This window comes from Bacillus sp. SYZHCR11 (genome assembly GCF_057196865.1).
Window position 1 is genome coordinate 320315 of record NZ_JBXUND010000004.1, and the last position, 24295, is coordinate 344609.

Consider the following 24295-nt stretch of genomic DNA (forward strand, 5'->3'; position numbering starts at 1 on the left):
GCAGGAATATATGTCCATTATAGAGTATGGTAAAAAGAAAAGGAGGGTTTTATATGGAGAAAAAAGTATTACTGACAGGCTTTGACCCCTTCGGCGGGGAAACGGTCAATCCTTCATGGGAAGCGGTCAAACGGCTGGACGGTTCTCATGAAGGCCCTGCCTCTATCGTATCCGAACAAGTGCCGACCGTTTTTTATAAGTCTCTTGCCGTGCTGCGCGAAGCGGTCAAAAAGCATCAGCCTGACATTATCATTTGTGTCGGCCAGGCAGGCGGCAGAATGCAGATCACGCCGGAACGGGTCGCGATCAATCTGAATGAGGCGCGCATACCGGATAACGAAGGAAACCAGCCTGTCGGGGAAAACATTTCTCAAGAGGGTCCCGCGGCCTATTGGACCGGCCTTCCGATCAAACGGATCGTTGAGGAAATCAAAAAGGAAGGCATTCCCGCGGCTGTATCCTACACGGCGGGGACGTTTGTATGCAATCATCTCTTTTACGGGCTGATGGATGAAATCGCCCGCCATCATCCGCACATCCGCGGCGGGTTTATACACATCCCGTACATTCCGGAGCAAACCTTGCAGAAGTCTGCGCCGAGCCTCAGCCTGGATCTCGTGACAAAAGCGCTCAAAATCGCCGCGGTGACCGCCGCGGCGCATGAGGACGATATTGAGACCGGCGGAGGCGAACTTCACTAAGCTGCAGACGCCGCCTCGGCCCATTTCTTCCGGTAAACGATGCGGGACAGCGTCACACTGATTTCATAGAGGACGAGCAGCGGAATCATGACGAGAAAGTCAGACATAAAATCCGGAGGCGTAATCAGCACCGAGACGACGATCAGCAAAAAATACGAAAGCTTCCGCGCCTTTGCCAGCCGGGTTGGATTCACGATTCCGAGCCGTGTCAGAAACATGACGGCCAGAGGCATTTCAAACAAAAATCCGAACGGCAATGTAAGATTCAGCATAAAGGTAAAATACTTGTCCGCCGTAAATACCATGTCAAAATGGCCGGCGGATAATTGTGTTAAAAATCCGAGCACAATCGGAAACAGCACAAAATACCCGAAGGAAATTCCGATAATAAACAAAAGCGAAAGCCCCGGAATGTAAAGCAAAGCGGCGCGGCGTTCGAACGGGGTCAAAGCCGGCGCCGTAAAACGCCAGAGCTGAAAGGCCGCAACCGGAATCGCTGCCGTAAGGGCGCATATTCCCGCAATCATCATATACACCCATAAAATCTCGCTCGGCCCTAAAACGGCCAGCCTGCCATGCAAATCCTTGATCAGCCAGTCATAAATATCCTGCACAAACCAGCAGGCGCCGATAAAAAACACGAGAAAGGCGATAACGGTTTTAATGAGACGCTGCCGGACTTCTTCTAAATGCCCGATCAAGTGGGTTTCTTTTTTATCCAATCGTACATCCTCCTTATAGAGAAAGAGGCAGAAGCGGATTCGTCTGCCCCCATGTCAGGATTCAGCCTGCCGTTTTGTCTTTCTCAGCCGTCTGCTTGTCCGGCTCTTCATTTGAGACCAATGTTTTTGCGGCGCTTTTAAATTCAAGCAGCGTGCGGCCGGCGGCACGGCCGATTTCCGGAAGTTTTGAAGGTCCGAAAATGATGAGAGCGATGACGAAAATCAGGATCAACCCGGGAATGCCGATATTTGAAAACATGAGTGCGCCTCCTTATTGTGAGATTTTGGCCCGTTTCTTTCTCATTTGCTTTTCATGCGCATTGTTATGGGCGAAGAAACGATCCTCTTCCACCTCGTTTGACTGCTTTAAACCGCCTGCAACCGCCGCTTGAGAGACCTTCCGAATCCCCGTCTGGTCTTTCTGATAAATGAATGAAGCCCGCGTGGATACCTCAGCCCCCGGCTCCGTCACGTACGGCACCACTCTGTAATCCGCTCTCCATTGGGCAGGAGTCACCGTACAGCGGACATAGCCGCGGTAATCGTTGAAAAACTTAATATGCGGGTTTTGTTTTAAGATCTGATCCGTATCGGCCCGTTTATCCGCCCCGTTTCCTCCAGATGTAATGGAGGTCCCGACGAATTCGGCCCCGAAAATTTTTGAATTCGTTTGATTAAAATCGGTATGCAGGTTTGACGCCCAGCTTGCATGAACATCACCCGTCAGCACGATGACATTGTTCAGGTTTTTGCTTTTTATAAAATTGATGACCCGCTCCCGCTGAGCCGGGTAGCCGTCCCATGAATCCATGCTGTATATCGGATTGGCGGTTGTTCCGAAATTCCATTGCGCAAAAAAGATTTGCTGCGCCAGCACATTCCACTTCGCTTTTGAGGCGGCTAAATTTTCGAAGAGCCATTGCTCCTGCTCTGTCCCCATCAATGTGCGCTTCGGGTCTCTCCACTCATCAGAAGGCGGCTTATTCCCGTCGCCGTTGGCCTGATCATCTCTGTACTGTCTTGTATCAAGCACATTGAACGATGCTAAATTGCCATAAGAAAATTGCCTGTACAGCCGCATATCAGGACCGTTCGGCAATGACATGCGCCTGAGCGGCATGTGTTCATAATAAGCCTGATAAGCTGCGGCCCTCCTGAGCACAAACGCTTCAACGGATTGGCCTTTTTCAGGGATAACATTGGCATAATTGTTTTCCACCTCATGATCGTCCCACGTCACGACCCACGGAAATGCGGCGTGGGCGGCTTTCAGATTGGCATCAGAGCGGTATTGGGCGTGACGGTTGCGGTAATCTGACAGTGTGTACACTTCGGCGCTGCTGTGCGTCCTGACATTTCCCGTTTTTGACACATATTCGTTCGGTCCGTATTCATAAATGTAATCTCCGAGATGGAATACGAGATCAAGCTTTTCCTTCGCCATATGTTTATACGCCGTATAATAGCCGTGTTCATACTGCTGGCAGGAGGCAAATGCAAACGTCATGGCGGATACGTCAGCGCCTGGAGCGGGCAGCGTTTTCGTCCGGCCGACGGGACTGAGCTCATGCCCGCTTTTAAACCGGTAATAGTACACTTTATTGGGCTTGAGCCCGTCCGCCTCGACATGGACAGAGTGTCCGAGATTCGGCTTGGCCATTTCCGTTCCGCGTTTGACGATGTGACGGAAATGTTCATCTGCGGCGATTTCCCATTTTACCGGCACGGCCTGCTTCGGCATGCCGCCCCCATTCAGCGGGTCAGGGGCAAGACGCGTCCAGAGAATGACGCTGTCAGACAGCGGGTCGCCGGAAGCTACGCCGAGGGTGAACGGATAGTTTGAAAATTTCGGAGCGGCATTCACTTCAAACGCGCCGATGGATTGCGCGATCGCTAACCCGAGGGAAAGACCGGCGATTTTCCCGGCGCCCTGTATAAATGCGCGGCGGTCAAACGTATTGTTCTGAAAGCTTTTGTTCTCCAATTCCTTGATCCATTCATCTAAACGGCCGTCATGTGTCATGTCAGTTCCCCTTTCGTCTTATTGATCGCCCTTATTATAAAAAAGAAATGTTAAACCGCTATGAAGAAGTGTGAAGGGTTTGTAAGGCTGAAAAATGAACGGCGGGAGACATTTTTCACATTGTTTCGACAAACCTTGCCCCGCCGGGAGAAAACCCCCTCTGTTTCTTTTTGGCTTGTCATCCGTCAAGCGCACTTTTTTCCTATTTTTCTTCACAAAACATTAAAAAAACACCGTTCATTTTAAGAACGGTGCCCCCGGGATTAAAATGTATTGTACACGTTTTCGCACGTCTCACCTGTCGGCTGATAGAAGCAGTGGGATCTGAATCTGGCGACAAACGGCTGGCCATACCAAGTCTGCGGGCAGTTGCCCGGCGGCTTAAAGTACCACAGACTGAACTTAGCCGGCCAAAACCGTTCTCCGTTAATGTTCCTGCGGGCAAGCCTCCGCTCGGATTCACGCGGTCTCTGGTAAAAGTATCCGTGAGTCACCGCTTCAAACGCGTGCGGCTGAAACACCATCTGCCTGATGGTGCGCAGGCCTTTAAAATCAGAACAATTCGCCCGCACCCGATTGATTCCCACATTGCCGACCAAAAGCATTCCCTGCTTCCCTTCGCCTTCCGCTTCCGCCCTGAGCAGCCTTGCCATTAGATCGACATCGGCGCTCGACGCTTTTACGACTGCCATCATGACACCTCCCGTATTTTCTCCTTTCATCATATTCAACAGCGGCCCAGTGATGACAGCCAAAAGCCAGAAAACAAATGTTCACGAAAAAAGGGTTTATATTTCACGTTATGAGGAAACATACTAACATGATTTCCATAAGGAGGAATTCGAATGGAACACATTAAAGCGCTTGCCATTAAAGGCATTATGACCATCATTATTCTGTATCTGATACTCGGCTTAGGTTTTCGCTTTACATTCGGTGACGTGCTGCTGATGACCATTGTGCTGGGAGCCGTTTCCTACTTTACGGGCGACCTGTACGTGCTTCCGAGATGGAATAATATCACGGCGGCGTCCGCTGATTTCGGAATCGCGTTTCTTGTTGTCTGGCTGATGGGAATGCCGCTGTCCATGGGCATTTCCGGAGGAAGACTGGCGTTTGCCGCTCTCATTTCCGCCGTCATCATCGCCGTCGGAGAATATTTTTTCCATATCTATCTGATGAGAAAAGACTTGGGAGGGTCCCGTTTTTTAGAACCCCGGTCCGAATAATGTAAAAAAGGCCGGATAGCGGCCTTCAGCTTGTAGAGAAAATGATGTTTTTTCTGCAAGCTTTTTTGTTTTTTGCTGTTTCTTTACATATTCATCTATTTCAGGTGCAGAAAAAGCACTCCCGCATTGTAAAGTATAAACGCTTTATACATCTTGATATAACTGATAAACCCTTTTCAGCCTTTTTTCGAGCTGTTCAAAATGAACAAAGCGGGCTTCTCTCAGAAACTCAGTCCCATCAATGAACAAAAGAAGCACGGGGACAGTGAAGACTGAAAATCTGCCGGCTACCTCTTCTACCTCGTCAGCGTCGGTATGCCCCAAGTTGATATTCGGAAACTGCTCCAAAACTTTTCTGAGCTGCGGCAGAACAGCGTGACATACTGTACAGGCAGGTCTTGAAATGTAGATAAAACTGAATTGATGCTGCTTAATAAAATTCTCGATAGAATCTAATGAATGTAAGTCTGTCAGCTCTTTCATCAAAACCCTCCTTCAAATCGGCTCGTCTTTCATGACCAAGCTCATCAATACTCGTACATTCACTATACACATTTATATGGATCATATCCGCTTTTTTGCGATTCAGAGCACCTTAACGTCGTGCTTGAAAAATAAAAGAACAGTTACCGCTTTTCAGTAACTGTTCTTAGATACTTATATTAAAAATGCAAAGCGTAAGCTCCTGAACCGATGAGTGCAACTCCGATGGAGACTGCAATCAGCACCAAGTTATATTCAAAACCGCCGGCACCGTTCGCAAACCCTTTCGCTCCATGAACTTTTACAATGGCACCTAACATAATGATCGTTATGATAGCAGCTCCAAGCGGGAGGAATACACCTAAAATAAATAAAATTCCGCTTGCGAGTTCCCCGAGACCTGATAAAGCGGCCGCGGCATTGCCTGGTTTAACTCCAATTGACTCGAACCATTGTCCGGTTCCTTTAATCCCGTATCCGCCAAACCAGCCGAATAATTTTTGTGATCCATAAAACAGAAACACCACACCAATCATGATTCGAATAAGTAATAGTCCTGCATCTTCCATTTTTATCTCTCCTCATCTTTGATTTCATCTGATTCTTTGCTGGACGGTACCATCCAGCAATCATCAATTGACTATATGTTTCTTTATTTTTTATGTGTCAAATCAATCTAATTCTCTTACTTCAAACGGCAGCAGCCCTTGTTCAATTTGTGCCCGGTGCGGTTCATACTGCTCAGGGAGCATCAATTTTCCGCCCATTGTTTCTTGTGACTCATCATGGGCAAAGCCCGGCGGATCAGTTGCGATCTCAAATAAGATTTCCCCATGTTCTCTGAAGTAAACCGCATTAAAATAGTTTCTATCCTGAACAGGAGTCACACCATATCCGTGCGCAGCAATGAATCTTTGCCAATCTAATTGATCTTCGTCATCCTGAGCCCGCCAAGCGATGTGATGCACTGTGCCGACACCCATTTGTCCGCGGCCGATCGGCGTTAATTTAAGATCAATCACATTCCCGATATCACCGGCAGAACGATAACGAACGAAGTCTCCTTCCTTGCCGACTCGCTCAAGCCCCATGATGTTTTCCAGCAGTTCACCTGTTTTTTCAGGCTGTGCTGATAACAGGGTTGCACCGCCAAAGCCTTTAATGGCAACATCCGGGGTTACATCTCCGAAAGTCCACGTATTGGCCTCCCCTGCTTCTCTTTCCACGATTTCTAAATGCAGGCCATGCGGGTCATCAAATTCTATATATTGTTCCCCAAAACGCTCGATTTTTGTGTATGGCACGTTGAACTTTTCAAGTCTCTTTTCCCAAAACGCCATAGCACCTCTCGGCACGACGTAAGATGTCACGCCAACCTGTCCGTCTCCAATGATGCCTTGACGGGCGTCCGCCCACGGAAAGAATGTGATGATTGTTCCCGGCTTCCCGCCTTCATCCCCGAAATAAAGGTGATACGTACCCGGATCATCAAAATTGACCGTTTGCTTGACCAATCGCAGCCCCAGCACTCCAGCGTAGAAATCAGCATTCTCTTGAGGGTGGCCGACAATTGCTGTAATATGATGGATTCCCATCGTTTTTTTAGCCATTTTTATGCGCTCCTTTATAAATATTTAAATATACTCCACAAACTCATTCACAGGCTTTCGGTAGCCGCGCGGCCTTCTGCTTTCTATTTTTTCTTTCCCGATTGTAATCATCATGACGACCTCAAATTGATCATCTATATTCAAAATCTGTTTCACGGCTTCAGGATCAAACCCTATCATCGGACAGGTGTCCCAGCCTTTTTCCTTAGCACTCAGCATAAACATCATCGCAGAAAGTGAAGCATTTCTTATCGCCTCATCTCTCTTAAACAGTTCTCCCCTGTTTTCATAAAACGAAACGGTGTTTTGAACCATGTGATCATACTCTTGTTTATTTAATACCCCCAGCACCTTCAATCCTTCATAGATGTCAGCCGCTTGCTGATATGCCTGCTTATCCCCTAAAACCAAAAGAACCGCTGATGAGCTGAACACTTTATATTGTCCGTTTGCGGCCTGCTTCAGCTTTTCTTTTACCTCCGGGTCAAGAACCGTCACATATTTTGTATGCTGCAAATTAAAAGCTGATGGAGCCAACGCAACCAATTCAAACATTTCGTTGAGCTCATCTCTTGTGATTGGATGTTCTGGAAGAAAGTTGCTTGCAGATCTTCTTTCATTCACCAGCTGTACAAATTCAGCCATTTCTCTCGCACTCCCCTTTATCTCGAATTCGAGATATTATGGTATAAAAAATCAAATAATGTATGATCAAAAAACAAAACGATCGGCAGGTTCTTATCCTGCACTCTAATTAAATTGTCTCGAATTAAAATATCTTGAATTCAGGATAATAATAAAAGATAAATACTCAAATGTCAACAGTTCATTTTTAAATTCAGCGCAATTTTGTTTATGTACTATTTAGCCCTGCTCCAACTTTTTTTCTGTCACCTTATTTATTAGTAAACAGGAAACAACCTTGCTATAGACCCACTCGAAACTGAATTGATATGATAAGCAAAGTGATTACACAAGAAAGGATACGGAGAGCGAATCAAGAGCGCTCCTATTTTTTTGTGCAGTTTTATAGGAGGAAAAAATGACAAGTGAAAGAGAACAAATAAGCAAAAAAGTTGCTTTGATTGCATTGATAGCCAATCTGATCTTAATGGCAGGAAAGATCTTTTTTGGACTGATAGGCGATAGTGAAGCAGTTTTTGCCGACGGTATACATTCTGCAGCGGATGTCGTGGCTTCAATTGCTGTCCTGGCCGTCATCGGCATTTCTAATAAGCCGCCCGATCAAGACCATCCTTTCGGGCATGGCAAAGCTGAGGTCATCAGCGAAGCGATTGTAGGAATCATATTAGTGCTCGTTTCCGTGTATATTCTGATAGAAGCGATTTCGTCCTTTGTTGAAGGTCCAAGCATCCCGCAATACAGCGCATTGTTTGCGGCTCTGATATCCTACGTGGCTAAGCAGATCTTATATCGTTATTCGATCAAACAAGGGGAAAAATGGAACAGTAAAGCGATTATAGCGATTGCATACGATCATAAAGGCGATATCGTTGCCTCTCTTGCCGCTTTTATCGGCGTCCTATTGGCGATTATCGGGAACACACGCGGATGGTCCTATCTGTTGTACGCCGATGCAATTGCCAGTGTCATCGTGGCGTACCTCATTTTTAAGATTTCAATGGAATTAATCAGGCCGTCTGTTGACGTTCTCATGGAAAAAAGTGTTGATCCCGAACTGATAGAGGAATATAAAGCGGTTATTTTGGATTGCCCTCAAGTCAAACGGCTCGATAAAATCCGAGCAAGAGAACACGGCCACTATAAATTGCTTGATGTCCGGTTATCTTTGGATCATGATTTGACGATTAAGCAGGGACACGATATAGCCCGGGAAATCCGAAATGAAATCAAAAGACACTTTTCAGATGTTGAAGAAGTGCTCATCCATGTGAATCCTTATTTTGAAGAATGAAAAAGCAGCTTGTAGAGAAAACGATGTTTTTTCTACAAGCTTTTTTGTTTTGTGCAGTTTCTTTACATATTCGTTTGATTTCACTGATCCATATGCTTTCTGATAAAATGCAGCAGCGTGTTTCCTTGAGCGGTCAATATGACGCCCTTCGCGCCGCACTTCGGACAGGGCGTCCCTTCTTTCTCCTCGCCGGTTCCTTCACAATGCGGACATGTGAGCTCAAGATCGTCGGTTGCGATCACCATGAATATCCCTCCTTTTTTGATTGTCTGTCCGTCTCCAGTCACTTTCCATGGTCATCACCTCCTTAACAACGCAAAAAAACCCCGTCCATCAAAGGACGAGGTTTTCGCGGTGCCACCTTTATTAACGGCTGAAGAGCCATTCTCTCAAATAGTACAGAAACTCAGGGTTTCAATACTCCTTTCTTGATAACGGGGAAAGAATCCCGGCACCGCCTACTGTTATTTCAGCGCAGCAATTCAGAAGCCCATTCGGCACCGGACGGGGATCGGTTCACAGCGGCCACCGACTCTCTGAACCCCGCGCGCTGATGCGTACTTACTCTTCCTCAGCATTGTTCATCCGTTCTATGATTTTAAAATGTATCATACGCTGTCATCCGGCGGAAGTCAATAACCTTTCGGATCGGACAGTCCGAGCATGTCCCGCGCCATTTGCATATGCTCCTCTTGCCCCGTCTGAAGCGCGAACTTCGCCGTTTCCACAGGGTAAGCGGCCTGCCATTCTGACACATGCTCCTGCATTTTCGGCCAGACGCGCCCGCCCTCAGCTTCGTAGCTCTTCATCAGCCGTTTTGTTTCTTTTTCTCCTAATATCACTTGATAAAGGACAAAATCCTTGGCCGGATCGGCAACCTTTGCCTCCGTCCAATCGAGGAGACCCGTCACACGCTGATTTTCGCCGATCAAAATATGCGGAGGATGCAAGTCGCCATGGGTCAGCGCGGAAAAATCAGGCCAGTACGAGCTGTCATTTATCCACGTTTGCCATCTTTTCCAAAGCTGTTCTGAAACCCCGATTTCTTTTTTTATATGATCCATTGATTCCGCCGCCCTTTGCCTGACGTCATCCGGTTTTATGATTTCAATTCCGGATCTGGAGGCCGCATCCGGGTCTGCCCCGTGCATCCCGGCTAATGTTGCGGCAAGCGAGCCGACAAAACCGTCTGAAGGCGGCTCGTGTTCCATATTCCAGACATACTGTTTCTTATCCAGATCAATTGCGGCAGCCGGTATTCCGTCCAGTTTCGGATAAGCGATCAGTTCCGGTGTATGAATCCGCCAATCGGGGACTGATACCGCGGCATGGCTGCGGAGAAACGCGAGAACATCGCTTTCTGCAGCCGCTCTTTCGATAACATCAGGACGGCGCGGCTTTCGGAGCACCCATGTCACGCCGCTGTCATCTTCAGCAAATACGACTTGGAAGTCCATACCCGTTTCATTTATGTCCGCCCCTTCATATTTTAACCGTAAGCCATTTTCCTTTGCGATGTTCAAAACGGATTCTATTTCCCTTTGTTTTTTTGTCATCTTGTTTCCCCATTTCCCTTATTGACTGACACAGAGCTTCTCCTTTAGGCGGAGGAGAAAGAGATGTGTGAAGACGCCAAAAAGAGGGCGGCATAATCGCCGCCCCCTCACTATTACTGTCAGGTTCCTTATTCAGGCAGACAATCCCGGTTTCCTCCGCGCTCAAGGCAGAGACTTTGACACTATTTCATTAGTGCGAAAACCGGAATTTGATCAGCCATCAGGATCCCTCCGTTCCTTCTTATTTAACATTATTTTACACAAAAACCTTATATACGTAAACTCTATTTATCAGCTTACCGGCTGCCTCCGCTGACAAATTTTGATCCTTCGCGTAAATCTTTCGCCTCCAAAAAAAAGACGTGAATGAATTTTTTCATATTCACTTTAACCGGAGAAAGCGGCACGGTTTCCTTGGCCTGCATTTCTTTCATTCTCTTGCTGACAGCGGGGAAATCAAAAAATTTCGAGGCGTAATATTCAAATTTGGGGTTTGAAAAATCAGTTGTGCCCAATGAAGCGAAATGGTTTAACGAATGAATGATCGCTCTTCTGATCCGCTGTTCCGAGGCTTTGATTTCTCTGTTAACCTCGGCTTGTGCCGCCGCAGGTCCCAGCTTCCGGATGGCGGCGTTTGTAAACATCTGCTTTAAAGACGGGATGTTTCTTTCCGCCTGATCATCCTCAAATAAATAGTGAAGGACGGCCATGAGGTCATGCGCCCCGCTTTCTCCCACGATGCCTAATTCCGACAAAAGAAATTTTCCTGTTTCTTTGATTGATTTCTCGTGCATCCCCCCCGGCCCGCTTTTTTTCGGTTCATTCCGCTGAATAAGACGGCTTAACGAATGTTGGATGTCGCCGATCGAGGTTTCCAGTTCAATCCGCTCTTTTACTTTTCGCAAAACGGTGACGATCTCGATTTTGTTGATCGGTTTATGGATAAAGTATTCGATGCCGAGAGAATAAGCTTCTCCCACCATTTCCTTTGCCTCCACCTGCGATATCATCACTGCTTTTCCGTTGTACGCCCCCTGAAGATGCCGGATCGTCTCAATCCCGTCCCGGCCCGGCATCAGCAGATCAATTAATAAAATATCGACTTGTTTGAAATGGAGATAATGCCCTTCAATCTGGCTTCCGTCCTCTGCCTCACCGACGACTTCTCCTAAGTCCTCGTCCTCGATCATCTGTTTTAAAATGGAACGGATCGCCCGGTCATCATCAGCTATAAAAAAACGCATATTATGAGTTCATCCTTTCTGCAATCAAATGCTTCACCGGCAGCTTAATCGTAAATATGACGCCTTTTGGCTTGTTATGAAAGGAAATGTCTCCGTCAAGTTCGGTTACGATTTCCTTCACGTATGAAAGCCCGATGCCCGTTGAAGGTGTGCCGAATTCATCGTATTTGGACGTAAAACCGGGATCATAAACGACCTCTCCGATTTTTTCCGGAATGCCGGGACCGTCATCTTCCGCCTCAAATTCGGCCATCCCCCCCTCAGCCCTGCGCAGCGCGAGGCGGATCTCACCCCTGTCACCCATGGCTTCGACGGCATTGGCGGTCAGATTATTTAAGATCGACAGGACGGTAAAGACGTGATAATCGGGGTGTTCTCCTTCAATCACGCTTTTGAATTGAATGTCTTTGCCTAAAGATTCGGCGTATTTTTCATTGATGCGGATAACGAGGCCGACCAGATCGGCGGCATTCATGTAATCCCGGAATCTCTCATTTGAAATCAGCTTCGACAGGCCGGCGAATATTCGCTGATTGTCTTTTTTCACTTCATGAATTTCTCCCGCAAGGCGCAGCATTCGGCTCCCGAGCTCCCGGTCGTTCCCGCTCATTTCCCGATACAGCTGATAGGATTCTTTCGTCACATGCTCCGTCGTTTTCAGCGTTTTTTTCAGATGAATCGTTTCTTCATATAAGTTAGACACAATCATCAGCATGTGCTCATGCTGCTTTCTCGTTTGTTTTTCCCTGACCTGAGATTCGTGCAGCTTCATCACGTTGAAAAAACTCAGCACAATAAATGTGTGAGAAACAGCGATAACCGCAATATCCGCCAGCTTGTCCGGCATCATAATCTGCTTGCCGCCGGAAAACTGAACCGTCATTTCAACGGCATCGGACGCCATTTCAATGAGAAAACCGAGAAACCCGATCATGAGCGGCCGATCCCAAAAAAGCCTGACCTTCAGCACATAAAACAAACAGGCATATGTAAAGTAAAAAAAGAAACTGGGATATTGGCTGAAAAAAGCCGCCGTAAATCCGGCATGCTCTCCCCCCCAGCACGCCAGGCCGATCCGGAATCCCACAACGGCTGCACCTGTCAACAGCCCTGACAATACCGCCGGCACATGCCGAAGCAGCAGAAGAAAAAAGAAAAAAGCCGGGGCGCCGAAGCTGATCCGATATACCTCATTCAGGGGGTAAAATTTCAGTTCCCCCGCCAGCGGCACGGTGATCAGCATAAGAGCGAAAAGATAGCCGTCTTTTTTCAGTAAATAGTCGAGCCTGATCATAATCACTTCCTTCTTCTGTCTATTTTGAACAAGACCGATACAGTCCGCAAATTTCTTTAGACCCGAATGGCGGGACACTCCGGCTGATTTATAAATCTATCGGCTTATTTTAAGAATGATTTTGTCGTATTTTGTATGATTCTGTAGATGTCATTATACATTAACATGGAACACGCTATTTTTGAAAACGTTTTCCAAGACCGGTTTCCGCTTCGGACAGGCTTGCAATAGAGGAGGAATGTTATGAAAGATATGGTCAGAGAGCGCCTTGAAAAAGAGGAACTGGCTTCACTTTTACAAGATTGGGTCGAGCATTACCGACCGTTTTCCGTCAATGGAAAAAGCGCAAATTATATACCCGCCCTCGGAGAAATCAACGACTCTCAGCTGGGCATTTGCATATTAGAGCCGGATGGCTCAATGATTCATGCCGGTGAATGGAATGTGCCGTTCACATTGCAGAGCATCTCAAAAGTCATCAGCTTTATTGCCGCATGCATGTCCAGAGGCATTCCTTATGTGCTCGATCGTGTGGACGTGGAGCCGACGGGTGATGCGTTTAATTCTATCATCCGGCTTGAAATCCATAAACCCGGGAAGCCCTTCAATCCGATGATCAATGCCGGCGCCATTACCGTCGCCTCGCTGCTTCCGGGTGAAACGGCGCATAATAAATTAGAATATCTCTTTTCCGTTTTTGAAAAATTAATAGGAAAACGGCCTCACATTCACGAGGAGGTCTTCCGTTCTGAATGGCAGACCGCGCATCGGAACAGAGCGCTCGCCTACTATTTAAAAGAAACGAACTTTCTCGAGGCGGATGTGGAAGAAACGCTTGAAGTGTATTTAAAGCAGTGCGCCATGGAGGGTACAACCGAGGACATCGCTTTAATCGGATTGATACTTGCCCATGACGGCTACCATCCGATCCGACGGGAACAGGTCATTCCGAAAGATGTCGCGAAACTCGCCAAAGCCCTGATGCTGACGTGCGGGATGTACAATGCGTCAGGCAAATATGCGGCTTTCGTCGGCGTCCCGGCCAAAAGCGGGGTATCCGGCGGCATCATGGCATTGGTTCCCCCAAGCGCCAGAAGAGAGCAGCCTTTTCATAACGGCTGCGGCATCGGCATTTACGGTCCGGCCATTGATGAATACGGCAACAGCCTGACCGGCGGCATGCTGCTGAAACATATCGCACAGGAGTGGGAGCTCAGTATTTTTTAATCAAATGAACCAAGAGGTGATTGGATGCAGGAATTCCTTGAAAATGTAATCGGCTCGGCAAATGATTTTTTATGGTCAAAACTGTTAATCGTACTGCTTCTTTCTCTGGGACTGTTTTTTACGTTCAGATCAAAGGGTCTGCAAGTCCGCATGCTGAAGGAAATGATCCGGGTTTTGAAGGAAGGCGCGGCCGCCCGGACAAAAAACAGCATTTCCCCGTTTCAGGCATTTTGCATCAGTATGGCGGCGCGTGTCGGAACCGGGAATATTACCGGAATCGCCATTGCGATCGCACTCGGCGGTCCGGGCGCTATTTTCTGGATGTGGATCATCGCAGTCATCGGTTCGGCTTCAAGCTTTGTTGAAAGCACGCTGGCCCAAATTTATAAAGTAAAAGATCAAAACGGATTCCGCGGGGGCCCGGCCTATTACATGGAAAAAGGCCTGAAGAAACGCTGGATGGGCGCGCTGTTCGCCGTATTAATCACACTGTCATTCGGGGTTGTTTTTAATTCCGTTCAATCCAATACGATCAGCGTCGCCTTTCAAAACGCGTTCGGCACCAGCCGGCTTACATTGGGCATTATTTTAATCTTGGTTTTCGGCGGCGTAATCTTCGGCGGCGTCAAACGAATTGCGAAAATGGCGGAATACATCGTAGTCGTCTTGGCCGTTTTATATATCGGTGTCGCTTTCTTTGTCATTCTGACGAATATCACCCAATTGCCCGGCGTTCTGTCGCTAATCGTAAAAAATGCGTTCGGCATTGATCAGGCAGCGGGCGGCGCTTTAGGTGCGGCCTTGATGCAAGGTGTAAGACGCGGGATTTTCTCAAATGAAGCGGGTATGGGAAGCGCTCCGAACGCGGCGGCGACAGCTACGACGAGCCACCCGGTGAAACAGGGGCTCATTCAGGCATTCGGCGTCCTGACGGATACGCTCGTCATTTGTACAAGCACGGCGCTTATCATTTTATTTTCAGACGCTTATCACCAGCCGGGACTGAGCGGCATCGCGCTTTCTCAGGCCGCCTTGAGCGATCATGTCGGCGCGTGGGCGTCAGGTTTCCTTGCCGTCTTAATGCTTTTGTTCGGCTTCAGCGCTCTGATGGGCAACTATTATTACGGAGAAACCAATATCGGATTTTTAAGCCAGAACAAAAAGTGGCTGTTCATTTACCGCATCTGCGTGCTCGGAATGGTACTGTTCGGCTGTATTTCCAAAGTCCAGCTTGTGTGGGATATGGCTGACTTGTTCATGGGTTTAATGGTGGTCGTGAACTTAATCGCGATTTTCCTTCTGTCGAAAAAAGCGTTTGCCGCTTTGAGCGATTATGCCCGGCAAAAGAAAGCCGGAAAGGACCCCGTCTTTTACAGAGATGTGCTCCCTGATGATGACGGGATCGAATGCTGGGAGTATTCAGATATCGCGAAAAGCGCGAAAGGCAAAAACATTTCCTAAACAAAAGGTGTTCGGGCAGCGTCCTGAACACCTTTTTTCCGCCGGTTCATTGACAAAGAGAATAGCGTCCATTACCCTTTTTATATATTTTCAGTAAAGTCAGAAAGGAAGGCCTATGAATCCCATTACACAAATATTAAATGAATACCCGGTTATGATCATAGACGGCGCGATGGCAACCGAGCTTGAGCGGATGGGCTGTGATTTACATGACGATCTGTGGTCGGCCAAAATTCTTTTGGAGAGACCCGAACTGATCAAACAGGTGCATGCAGAATATTTTGCCGCCGGCGCTGATTGCGCGATCACCGCCAGTTATCAATCGACAATTGAAGGATTTGCAGCGCGCGGCATCCCGGAAACCGATGCGATACGTCTCATTCAGACATCTGTTGAACTTGCCGCACAAGCACGCGATGAATTTTGGGCGCATGAAGAAAACCGTTTACACCGGCCCAAACCTTTGGTCGCCGCTTCTATCGGACCTTACGGCGCGAGCCTCGCTGACGGCTCTGAATATCGCGGGCATTACGGACTGACGGAAGATGAGCTGATCAGCTTTCACCGCCCCCGGATGAAAGCCCTCATAGAATCCGGCGCCGATCTTTTGGCCTGTGAGACCATTCCGTGCCTGTCAGAAGCAAAAGCGATCACAAGGCTGCTGGAGGAATTCCCCGGCACTTACGCATGGATCAGCTTCAGCGCCAAAGACGGGCGGCATATCAGCGAAGGCACGCCTATTTCCGAATGCGCGGCCCTGCTTGACTCCTGCAGCCAAATCGCAGCGATCGGCATCAACTGCACACCGATCGAATATATTCCGCCGCTGATAGAAGAAATCAAACAGGCAGCATCCAAACCGATTATCGCCTATCCGAACTCCGGCGAACAATATGACCCGGTGACAAAAACCTGGAAAGGCGCAGCGTGCGAAAACCATTTCGGAAAAAGCGCGCAAAGCTGGTACGAAAACGGCGTGAGCCTGATCGGAGGCTGCTGCCGGACGAAACCCGCGGACATCCAAGCCATTGCCGATTGGGCCAAGACCTTAAAAACAACTTGACTAATCGGAATAGTTTGTATATTCTATTCAAAAAGCCGGTTCGCCGGAATCTCGTGCCGTTCGCCGGCATGAGATTTTTTATTAGAACGGCCCTCGCAGAAAGTTGGAAAACAATGAACAACAAGAACGAGACGAATTTTCAGAGAAGTATGAAAAGCAGACACCTCTTTATGCTATCACTCGGAGGTGTGATCGGAACGGGGCTGTTTTTAAGCTCTGGGTATACCATTCATCAGGCGGGTCCGGCGGGCACCATTTTCGCTTACCTTTTGGGCGCGGGCATCGTCTATCTTGTCATGCTTTGCCTCGGTGAACTGTCAGTGGCCATGCCGGTGACGGGCGCATTCCACACCTATGCGAAGACCTATATCGGGCCCGCGACGGGCTTTACGGTCGCATGGCTGTACTGGCTGACGTGGGCGGTGGCGCTGGGCTCTGAATTCACGGCGGCCGGGCTCTTCATGCAGCGCTGGTTCCCGCATACTTCAGTTTGGATGTGGAGTGCGGTATTCGCTCTTTTCATCTTTTTATTAAACGCCTTCTCCGTGAAATTTTTTGCTGAATCGGAGTTTTGGTTCTCAAGCATTAAAGTCTTAGCCATCTTACTGTTTATTTTATTGGGCGGAGCGGCGATGTTCGGCCTCGTCCCGATGAAAAGCGGTGAGGCCGCACCTATGCTGTCGAACTTTACGGATGGCGGCAGCCTTTTTCCAAATGGCTTTTTCCCGATACTGATGACGATGCTTTCAGTAAACTTCGCCTTTTCAGGGACGGAATTGATCGGAATCGCCGCCGGGGAAAGCGCCGATCCGGAAAAAACCGTTCCGCGCGCCATTAAGACCACAGTCTGGCGGCTGGCGCTTTTCTTTATCGGAACGATTTTTGTGCTGTCAGGGATGATCTCCATCAAGGAAGCCGGTGTGATTGAAAGCCCGTTTGTCACGGTATTTGACAGAGTCGGCGTGCCTTATGCGGCCGATCTGATGAATTTCGTCATTTTAACGGCGCTTCTGTCCGCGGCCAATTCAGGGCTGTACGCGTCATCACGTATGCTGTGGTCCCTGTCTAAAGAAGGGGAGCTTCATCCCGCCTTTGCCAGGCTGACCTCTAAAGGCATTCCTTTTAACGCTCTGATCTTCAGTATGATCGGCGGCATTCTGTCGTTGTTGTCAAGCGTATTTGCAGCGGATACAGTCTATCTTGTTCTCGTCTCCGTCTCAGGATTTGCGGTAGTGGCTGTGTGGATGAGCATCGCCGCATCACAATTTTTGTTCAGAAGACGATTTCTTAAAGAAGGGCACCAGCTTTCAGACTTGAAATACAGGACGCCGGGATATCCGGCCGTACCGATAGCGGCCTTTCTCCTATGCCTCGCCTCCTGTATCGGCATCGCTTTTGATCCGAACCAGGCCATCGCCCTTTATTGCGGAATTGTATTTATGGCCGTTTGCTACACCGCTTATTACTTGAAAAACCGGAAAAGCAGAGCCCGCGTGCAAGCCGTAAAATCCCAATAACCAAAAAAAGAACCCTGCGGCGCAAGGGTTCTTTTTTCATTTATACTTCAACGACCCATCTGAACGAATCCCGCACCTTCCCGACTTGGATGCCGGCAATCGTTTCATAGAGCTTTTCTGACACTTCACCGATCAAACCGTTATTCAGCTCAATCGTTTCTCCGTGAATATGCAGCGCGCCGACCGGCGAGATGACGGCCGCGGTTCCCGTACCGAATACTTCTGACACCTCGCCTCTCATTGCAGCCTCATAGATGTCATCAATGGCGACCTGTTCTTCTCTGACACGGATGCCCCAGCTTTTTAACAGCTCTATCACAGATGCGCGTGTGATGCCCCCGAGAATGCTTCCGTTTAACGCCGGCGTTACGGCCTCTCCGTTTATGATGAAAAAGATATTCATACTGCCTACCTCTTCGGCATATTTCTTTTCCACCCCGTCGAGCCAAAGCACCTGATCATACCCCAGTTCTTCGGCTTTCCGCTGAGCCTGTAAGCTGGCCGCATAATTTCCGGACGTTTTGACGTCGCCCACTCCGCCGGTGACGGCACGCACATACTCATCCTCCACATAAATGCGGATCGGTTTCAGCTGATCGCCGTAATACGAACCGACCGGCGTCAGAACAACCATGAACTTGTAACGCTTTGAAGGCCGGACGCCTAAAGAAGGCTCAGTCGCAATCACAAACGGACGGATATATAAAGAGGTTCCTTTTTCTATCGGTATCCATTCCTGCTCCAGCTCCACCAATTGTATCAATGCTTCCAGCGCCAGCTTCTCGTCAAGAGGCGGCATGCTCATCCGCCGTAACGATTTATTCAGCCGTTTTATATTTTGGTCAGGACGGAACATCAACACCCGTCCGTCTTCTGACCTGTAAGCCTTCAGCCCTTCAAATACGGCCTGCCCGTAATGGAAAACCGATGCGGAAGGATCCAGATGGACCGGTTCATAAGGTGTGATTCTCGGATCATGCCACCCTCTCCCCTCTTCGTAATCCATGACAAACATGTAATCTGTGAAGTACTTGCCAAATCCCAATGAAGCGGAATCCGGTTTTTCTTTTCTAGCTGTGACCTTACGTCTTTCAATCAGTTGATTCAACAAAAGCACACCTTTCTTCTAATTGTTTAAATTTTCAGTCTTCTCTGGGCTGCATGTTTTTTCTGTCCCGAATCTTGTATGCACAGATATATGAGAATGCAGTTGACCATATCATATCAAATATACCACTTATAAGAGGATAATTATCAAAATTTTTAATATTTTCAGCGGAAATCTTTCTTTATTCTTATGCTCCTTCATTTTTTTCAATGAGGACTTTCTGTCATATTCAATGATTGCGCTTACATAATGTAAAGCAATCCTTCCTTTCGCACAGTCAATAATGTGACAAATTTATGGCGGACAGGAAGGTGGTTGCCGCCTGCTTCACGAATTACGTAAGAAATGCGCAAGTAAAAGGGGGATTCGCTTGAAAAAATTTATCGCATTCCAGATTTTGATCGCTTTAGCCATCGGAGCATTGATCGGCCATTTCTTCCCGGATTTTGGGATGGCGCTGCGGCCCGTAGGAGACGGATTTATCCGCCTGATTAAAATGATTGTCGTGCCGATCGTGTTTTCGACCATTGTTATCGGAGCCGCCGGCAGCGGCAGTATGAAAAAAATGGGCAGTCTCGGCATCAAAACGATTATTTGGTTTGAAGTGATTACGACGCTCGTTCTGGCGCTCGGTCTGTTATTAGCGAACGTGCTGAAGCCGGGAGTCGGACTTAACCTCTCTCATCTTGCTAAAAAAGACATTCACGAGCTTTCCGGCTATACGAAAAAAGTAGTCGATCTGAAACAAATGCTTCTTGATATTATCCCCGTTAACATCATTGACGTTATGGCGAAAAATGATCTTCTCGCCGTCATTTTTTTCGCGATCCTATTCGGTGTTGCCGCAGCCGGCATCGGCAAAGCCTCCGCACCTGTCATGAATTTCTTTGAATCCACGGCAAATATTATGTTCAAGCTGACGCAGATGGTGATGGTCACCGCTCCGATCGGCGTTCTCGCCCTGATGGCCGCCTCCGTCGGGCAATTCGGAATCGCGCTTCTGCTCCCGATGCTGAAGCTGATCGGCACAGTGTTTCTCGGGCTGTTCCTGATCCTTTTCGTTCTGTTTCCGATCGTGGGGCTTATCTTTAAAATCAAGTACTTTGAAGTGCTGAAAATGATTTGGGATCTGTTTTTGATCGCTTTCTCCACGACAAGCACAGAAACCATTCTGCCTCAGCTGATGGATCGGATGGAGAAATACGGCTGTCCGAAGCGGGTCGTCTCCTTTGTGGTTCCGTCAGGTTTATCGCTTAACTGTGACGGTTCAAGCCTCTATTTATCGGTGTCCTGTATTTTCCTGGCGCAGGCGTTTCATGTGGAGATGCCGCTTTCTCAGCAGCTTCTGATGATGCTTGTGCTCGTCATGACAAGCAAAGGCATTGCCGCCGTCCCGTCAGGCTCACTCGTCGTGCTTCTGGCGACAGCGAATGCCGTCGGTCTCCCTGCGGAAGGCGTCGCCATCATTGCCGGTGTCGACCGCGTCATGGACATGGCGCGAACCGGTGTCAACGTGCCCGGCCATGCGGTCGCCTGCATCGTCGTATCCAAATGGGAAAAAGCCTTCACATATAAAGGACCCGTCACGGCAGACCAGACCGCCCGGACAGAAAGTATGTAAACACAAAAAAGACCACCTCATTGGTGGTCTTTTCTATTAATCAATCGCCGCATGATCCTCTTTTTCAATCAAAGCAAGGCGTTCATTGATTTCTTCCTGAGTCATTTCGTGCTCTTTCACATACATGTTGCGTTCGTTCGTACGGCATTCGTGACTGCAGCTGCGCATGTATTTGTATTCATTCTCAGGTGTGCAGATCATTTTTTTATTACATGCCGGATTTGCGCAGTTCACATAACGCTCGCACGGCTCGCCCGTGAAATAATCTTTTCCGATGATAACGTGCTCTACGCGGTTGACCGGTACGCTGATTCTTTCGTCAAACACATAGCACTGTCCGTCCCACAGCTGCCCTTGCACTTCAGGATCTTTACCGTAAGTGACGATACCGCCGTCAAGCTGGGACACGTCTTCAAATCCCTGCTTCAGCAGCCAGCCGGAAAATTTCTCACAGCGTACGCCGCCTGTGCAGTACGTGAGGATTTTTTTGCCTTCAAGCATGTCTTTGTGTTCTTCAATCCAGTCCGGCAGCTCACGGAACGCCTCAATATCAGGTCTGACCGCTCCGCGGAAATGACCGAGGTCATACTCATAGTCGTTTCTGGCGTCGATCACGATCGTGTCAGGATCCTGCATTTGCTCATAAAAATCTTTCGGTTTCAAATGCTTGCCCGTCGTGACATTCGGATCAACATCATCTTCGAGACGAAGCGTCACCAATTCTTTTTTATGGCGCACAAACATTTTGCGGAATGCATGGCCGTCAGCCTCGTCAATTTTGATCGGCATGTCGGCAAAACGCGGATCAGCTTTCAGCGCATTCATGTATTGTTCCGTCTGTTCAACCGTTCCGGACACCGTGCCGTTAATGCCTTCCTCAGAAATCAAAATACGGCCTAACAGACCGAGCTCCTTACAAAACTTCAAATGCTGAGCCGTGAACTCTTCAGGCTCATCAATCTTTACATATTTATAATAAAGTAAAACTCTATATTGTTTTTCCATGATTTATACACCCTGTTCAATTATATTAATGATCACGCACACTATACTATATCATACAGGAAAACGGGCGAAAGATGAACATTTCCGTCCGTACTCTTTCTTCCAGTCACGCTTCGCCTTTTAAAACCTGCTGAAAATAAAACCGATACGTATTGCGCAAAAAGGTCTCAAGCGAAAGGCCGGCCGCGGTCTGATACTTGCCGATAATAAACGGAAAACGGTCACGGCCTTTTGCCCGCAGAAGATCGGCGCTGTCTTCAGCCAGTTCTGAGATGAGCGCCTCAACGACAGGCCGGCATGCATCCCGCACCGCTTCAAGAATTTGCTGATCGCCTGTATGCCGGTACTGTTCGATCAGCTTTCCCAAATCCTTTTCTTCCATAAAGTCCACTTCCTTACACCATATAAAAAAGAGGAGCAGCTTTTATAAAGCGGACGCCTCCTCCTGTGACTCCGCATAACCGATGATCTGACCGACCTGTAATTCACGGCCTTCAGTCAGGTTATCCGAAGGGGTAAACATACCTTTCTCGAATACTAAAATAACGGTCGATCCAAATGAAAAATAGCCAAGCTCTTCCCCCGTCTCAAGCCGGTTTCCGGTGTTTGTCTGAACGATCGAGTTAATATTCATCGCACCTACCGGAATCATGAGCATCTGCTGATCAGCACGGGTCAGCTCGTACACATAACGGTAATTTTTTGAGAGCACATCTTTCCCGTACTTTAACCCCATCGTATTAACGGGATAGGAGCGTTTCCCCAGCTCGGCCAGCTTTTTATACGTGCAGCTGACGGGAGAATGGAAACGGTGGTAATGTCTCGGGCTCAGGTAAAGCACGGCAAAACACCCGCCGTTATATTTGTGATCGGCGCTTTTAAACCCCGTCAGTTCGGCGAACGAATAATCCTTCCCTTTTACCATGAAAGTTTGATTGGGATTAATCATGCCCACCGTCTGAACGACGCCGTCCACCGGGCTGACGATGGCGTTCTTCTCTTTTGCCACGGGGCGGAGATTCAAATTAATATCACGAATGAAAAATGACGCCAGTGAATCAAAGTCAGAAGCCGTGCGTTCCGTTTCATTCCAGTTAATGCGATAGTGTTTGGAAAACAGCGGAATCATCGGCTTGCTCAGTTTCGATTCACAGAAGTTTTTAATGAGATAAGACGTCAATCGATTATTAGTCAGTTCAATCAATGAACGGTAAAGAACTTTAGCGGCAGTATTAAACATTGATTACTCCTATGAATTTTCCTATAGTAATAAAAATAAAACACCATAAAAACGCTCCGATGGCGGCGAAGCATAAGTAGGTTTTGAATTCCATTCTGCCGATTCCGGAAAAGTAGCAGGTCACGTGTCTGATGCCGGGGATGAAATAACCTAAAATAATGGTGTACGGCCCGTACTTCTTCATCCACCTGTCTACTTTCTCCATCCTCTTTTCCTTCAGGCCGACCCATTTCCCGAACTTATTAATAAACGGCCGGCCGGCTTTTCTGCCGATGAAGTAGCTGATAATCATCCCAAGGAGCGCTCCGATAAAGCTGATCAGAATGGAGAGCCCGTAATTCAGCACGTTTAAATGAGCGAAGTAACCCACAAGCGTCATCATGACTTCATCCGGAATAGGCAATCCGATAATACCGAGTGTCAGCATAAGAAAAATCGCGATATATCCGTAATCGGATATTAATTGCTGAACTAATTCCATCTTCTGCTCTCCAGGTTTTCAGGCGCCTGTTTTTTAAAGTGCGGAAATCTAATGTTGCTGACCATTAAATAACCGAGCGCGATCGTTCCCGCCCCCAGAAGAAAAGCGTTATTGATAAAGCTCAAAATGACAAGACACATACCCGCAAACGGAATCGGCATCCCGATAAACGTCGGCAGCTTGCTTTGTTCAATATTAAATCTGGAAAGACGGATCATCCCGCAGATGCTGTAGGAAAGCGCGATTAAAATTCCGATGAACGGAAGCGTATATAGTGAAACACTGTAAGCGAGCATGGACGGCGCTACGCCGAACGTCACGAGATCAGCAAAAGAGTCAAGCTCCCTTCCCATCTCCGATACCGCGTTCAGCTTACGGGCGGCCAAACCGTCAAAGAAATCAAGAAACATCCCGGTGAAAATAAAGATCACCGCAGAGTGTATATTATGATACAAAAGGGAATGAATCGATAAGAGCCCGCAAATAAAATTTCCAATTGTAATCATACTAGGTATATAATTCACAGTTTACACAAACCTCCAATTAAAACCATATCAAATCGGACTGCGTATGCATAAAGACTCCATTTTACGGAAACATAAAATGAAATCCTTTCAATGCTATCATTCAAATTCTTTTATTATACAGCATTTGGTGTTATTTGAACAATCTAATCTGGTGATTTTTGTTTTTTCGCCGTTCATATTAAGGTAAGCAATCATGGTTTCCTCTATTCCGGATTACCCTGCTTAAATATTCCATGCTGCGATCCGG

General features: G+C 47.8%; 26 protein-coding genes and 1 other annotated feature. Of the genes, 8 read left to right on the plus strand and 18 right to left on the minus strand.

The annotated features are described in order from the left end of the window. Window positions 1–53: 53 nt before the first annotated feature. A complete protein-coding gene (gene pcp / locus AC2CGA_RS16325; protein WP_088037479.1) occupies window positions 54–701 on the plus strand; it encodes a pyroglutamyl-peptidase I in 648 nt (215 codons plus the stop codon). On the opposite strand, the gene tatC is transcribed toward pcp, so the two are convergent. The 4 genes from tatC to AC2CGA_RS16345 all read right to left on the minus strand — a co-directional run bounded on the left by tatC (window position 698) and on the right by AC2CGA_RS16345 (window position 4138). Further along, a complete protein-coding gene (tatC, locus tag AC2CGA_RS16330; protein WP_003156680.1) occupies window positions 698–1423 on the minus strand; it encodes a twin-arginine translocase subunit TatC in 726 nt (241 codons plus the stop codon). The genes pcp and tatC overlap by 4 nt on opposite strands. A 61-nt stretch (window positions 1424–1484) precedes the next feature. Next, on the minus strand, window positions 1485–1682 hold the full coding sequence (locus tag AC2CGA_RS16335; protein ID WP_003156681.1) for a twin-arginine translocase TatA/TatE family subunit: 198 nt from the start codon (window positions 1680–1682) through the stop codon (window positions 1485–1487). 12 nt (window positions 1683–1694) lie between these two features. Then, window positions 1695–3446 carry an alkaline phosphatase D family protein gene (locus AC2CGA_RS16340; RefSeq protein WP_043866804.1) on the minus strand — a complete coding sequence of 584 codons (1752 nt, stop codon included), beginning with the start codon at window positions 3444–3446 and terminating at the stop codon, window positions 1695–1697. 263 nt (window positions 3447–3709) lie between these two features. After that, a complete protein-coding gene (locus AC2CGA_RS16345; protein ID WP_003156683.1) occupies window positions 3710–4138 on the minus strand; it encodes a cell wall hydrolase in 429 nt (142 codons plus the stop codon). Between the two features lie 153 nt (window positions 4139–4291). Between AC2CGA_RS16345 and AC2CGA_RS16350 the strand changes: the two genes are divergently transcribed. Beyond that, entirely contained in the window at window positions 4292–4675 is a 384-nt protein-coding gene (locus AC2CGA_RS16350; protein WP_003156684.1) for a DUF2512 family protein, read from the plus strand. Between the two features lie 144 nt (window positions 4676–4819). On the opposite strand, the gene AC2CGA_RS16355 is transcribed toward AC2CGA_RS16350, so the two are convergent. From AC2CGA_RS16355 to AC2CGA_RS16370, 4 genes are all read right to left on the minus strand, one after another. Next, the gene (locus AC2CGA_RS16355) at window positions 4820–5158 is read right to left on the minus strand and encodes a thioredoxin family protein (RefSeq protein ID WP_139885563.1); all 339 of its coding nucleotides are present in this window, start codon (window positions 5156–5158) and stop codon (window positions 4820–4822) included. 179 nt (window positions 5159–5337) lie between these two features. After that, window positions 5338–5727: a DoxX family protein gene (locus AC2CGA_RS16360; protein WP_007609195.1), complete on the minus strand. Its 390-nt coding sequence runs from the start codon at window positions 5725–5727 to the stop codon at window positions 5338–5340. Window positions 5728–5829: 102 nt separating this feature from the next. Further along, window positions 5830–6768 (minus strand): ring-cleaving dioxygenase, encoded by a 939-nt coding sequence (locus AC2CGA_RS16365; protein WP_044053421.1) that lies wholly within the window; start codon window positions 6766–6768, stop codon window positions 5830–5832. Window positions 6769–6792: 24 nt separating this feature from the next. Next, complete coding sequence (locus AC2CGA_RS16370) at window positions 6793–7413, minus strand: nitroreductase family protein (RefSeq protein WP_003156691.1); 621 nt, start codon at window positions 7411–7413, stop codon at window positions 6793–6795. A 397-nt stretch (window positions 7414–7810) separates the two neighbouring features. On the opposite strand from AC2CGA_RS16370, the gene AC2CGA_RS16375 reads away from it, so the two are divergent. After that, window positions 7811–8704 carry a cation diffusion facilitator family transporter gene (locus AC2CGA_RS16375; RefSeq protein WP_014304270.1) on the plus strand — a complete coding sequence of 298 codons (894 nt, stop codon included), beginning with the start codon at window positions 7811–7813 and terminating at the stop codon, window positions 8702–8704. Window positions 8705–8784: 80 nt separating this feature from the next. Here AC2CGA_RS16375 and AC2CGA_RS16380 read toward each other — a convergent pair whose 3' ends face one another. The 4 genes from AC2CGA_RS16380 to glnK all read right to left on the minus strand — a co-directional run bounded on the left by AC2CGA_RS16380 (window position 8785) and on the right by glnK (window position 12798). Beyond that, window positions 8785–8949, minus strand: coding sequence for a tryptophan RNA-binding attenuator protein inhibitory protein (locus AC2CGA_RS16380; protein ID WP_015388747.1), 165 nt, complete (start codon window positions 8947–8949; stop codon window positions 8785–8787). 88 nt (window positions 8950–9037) lie between these two features. Next, window positions 9038–9288: a binding site (T-box leader), on the minus strand. 48 nt (window positions 9289–9336) lie between these two features. Then, the gene (locus tag AC2CGA_RS16385) at window positions 9337–10260 is read right to left on the minus strand and encodes a macrolide 2'-phosphotransferase (protein WP_484480237.1); all 924 of its coding nucleotides are present in this window, start codon (window positions 10258–10260) and stop codon (window positions 9337–9339) included. Window positions 10261–10556: 296 nt separating this feature from the next. Beyond that, entirely contained in the window at window positions 10557–11504 is a 948-nt protein-coding gene (gene glnL / locus AC2CGA_RS16390; RefSeq protein ID WP_003156695.1) for a glutamine utilization two-component system response regulator GlnL, read from the minus strand. A gap of 1 nt (window position 11505) precedes the next feature. Then, entirely contained in the window at window positions 11506–12798 is a 1293-nt protein-coding gene (glnK, locus tag AC2CGA_RS16395; RefSeq protein ID WP_014304266.1) for a two-component system sensor histidine kinase GlnK, read from the minus strand. A 243-nt stretch (window positions 12799–13041) separates the two neighbouring features. On the opposite strand from glnK, the gene AC2CGA_RS16400 reads away from it, so the two are divergent. The 4 genes from AC2CGA_RS16400 to AC2CGA_RS16415 all read left to right on the plus strand — a co-directional run bounded on the left by AC2CGA_RS16400 (window position 13042) and on the right by AC2CGA_RS16415 (window position 18066). After that, a complete protein-coding gene (locus AC2CGA_RS16400) occupies window positions 13042–14025 on the plus strand; it encodes a glutaminase (protein WP_003156697.1) in 984 nt (327 codons plus the stop codon). Between the two features lie 24 nt (window positions 14026–14049). Next, window positions 14050–15486 (plus strand): alanine/glycine:cation symporter family protein, encoded by a 1437-nt coding sequence (locus AC2CGA_RS16405; RefSeq protein WP_014304265.1) that lies wholly within the window; start codon window positions 14050–14052, stop codon window positions 15484–15486. 115 nt (window positions 15487–15601) lie between these two features. Continuing rightward, a complete protein-coding gene (mmuM, locus tag AC2CGA_RS16410; protein ID WP_107994558.1) occupies window positions 15602–16549 on the plus strand; it encodes a homocysteine S-methyltransferase in 948 nt (315 codons plus the stop codon). Between the two features lie 113 nt (window positions 16550–16662). Beyond that, window positions 16663–18066 carry an amino acid permease gene (locus tag AC2CGA_RS16415; protein WP_024084846.1) on the plus strand — a complete coding sequence of 468 codons (1404 nt, stop codon included), beginning with the start codon at window positions 16663–16665 and terminating at the stop codon, window positions 18064–18066. Between the two features lie 40 nt (window positions 18067–18106). Here the strand turns inward: AC2CGA_RS16415 and AC2CGA_RS16420 are convergent, their stop codons facing one another. Then, on the minus strand, window positions 18107–19174 hold the full coding sequence (locus tag AC2CGA_RS16420) for a branched-chain amino acid aminotransferase (protein WP_003156706.1): 1068 nt from the start codon (window positions 19172–19174) through the stop codon (window positions 18107–18109). Between the two features lie 370 nt (window positions 19175–19544). On the opposite strand from AC2CGA_RS16420, the gene gltP reads away from it, so the two are divergent. After that, window positions 19545–20795 (plus strand): glutamate-aspartate/proton symporter GltP, encoded by a 1251-nt coding sequence (gene gltP, locus AC2CGA_RS16425; RefSeq protein ID WP_484480238.1) that lies wholly within the window; start codon window positions 19545–19547, stop codon window positions 20793–20795. 36 nt (window positions 20796–20831) lie between these two features. Here gltP and trhO read toward each other — a convergent pair whose 3' ends face one another. From trhO to pssA, 5 genes are all read right to left on the minus strand, one after another. Further along, window positions 20832–21800 carry an oxygen-dependent tRNA uridine(34) hydroxylase TrhO gene (gene trhO, locus AC2CGA_RS16430; protein WP_003156708.1) on the minus strand — a complete coding sequence of 323 codons (969 nt, stop codon included), beginning with the start codon at window positions 21798–21800 and terminating at the stop codon, window positions 20832–20834. A 106-nt stretch (window positions 21801–21906) separates the two neighbouring features. Further along, window positions 21907–22182, minus strand: coding sequence for a hypothetical protein (locus tag AC2CGA_RS16435; RefSeq protein WP_003156709.1), 276 nt, complete (start codon window positions 22180–22182; stop codon window positions 21907–21909). A gap of 42 nt (window positions 22183–22224) precedes the next feature. Continuing rightward, window positions 22225–23040, minus strand: a complete 816-nt coding sequence (locus AC2CGA_RS16440; RefSeq protein ID WP_003156710.1) for a phosphatidylserine decarboxylase — start codon at window positions 23038–23040, stop codon at window positions 22225–22227. After that, a complete protein-coding gene (locus AC2CGA_RS16445; protein ID WP_003156711.1) occupies window positions 23033–23521 on the minus strand; it encodes a DedA family protein in 489 nt (162 codons plus the stop codon). The genes AC2CGA_RS16440 and AC2CGA_RS16445 overlap by 8 nt, the downstream gene beginning before the upstream one ends. Beyond that, the gene (pssA, locus tag AC2CGA_RS16450) at window positions 23512–24045 is read right to left on the minus strand and encodes a CDP-diacylglycerol--serine O-phosphatidyltransferase (protein WP_484480239.1); all 534 of its coding nucleotides are present in this window, start codon (window positions 24043–24045) and stop codon (window positions 23512–23514) included. Before pssA ends, AC2CGA_RS16445 begins: the two co-directional genes overlap by 10 nt. Window positions 24046–24295 lie beyond the last annotated feature (250 nt).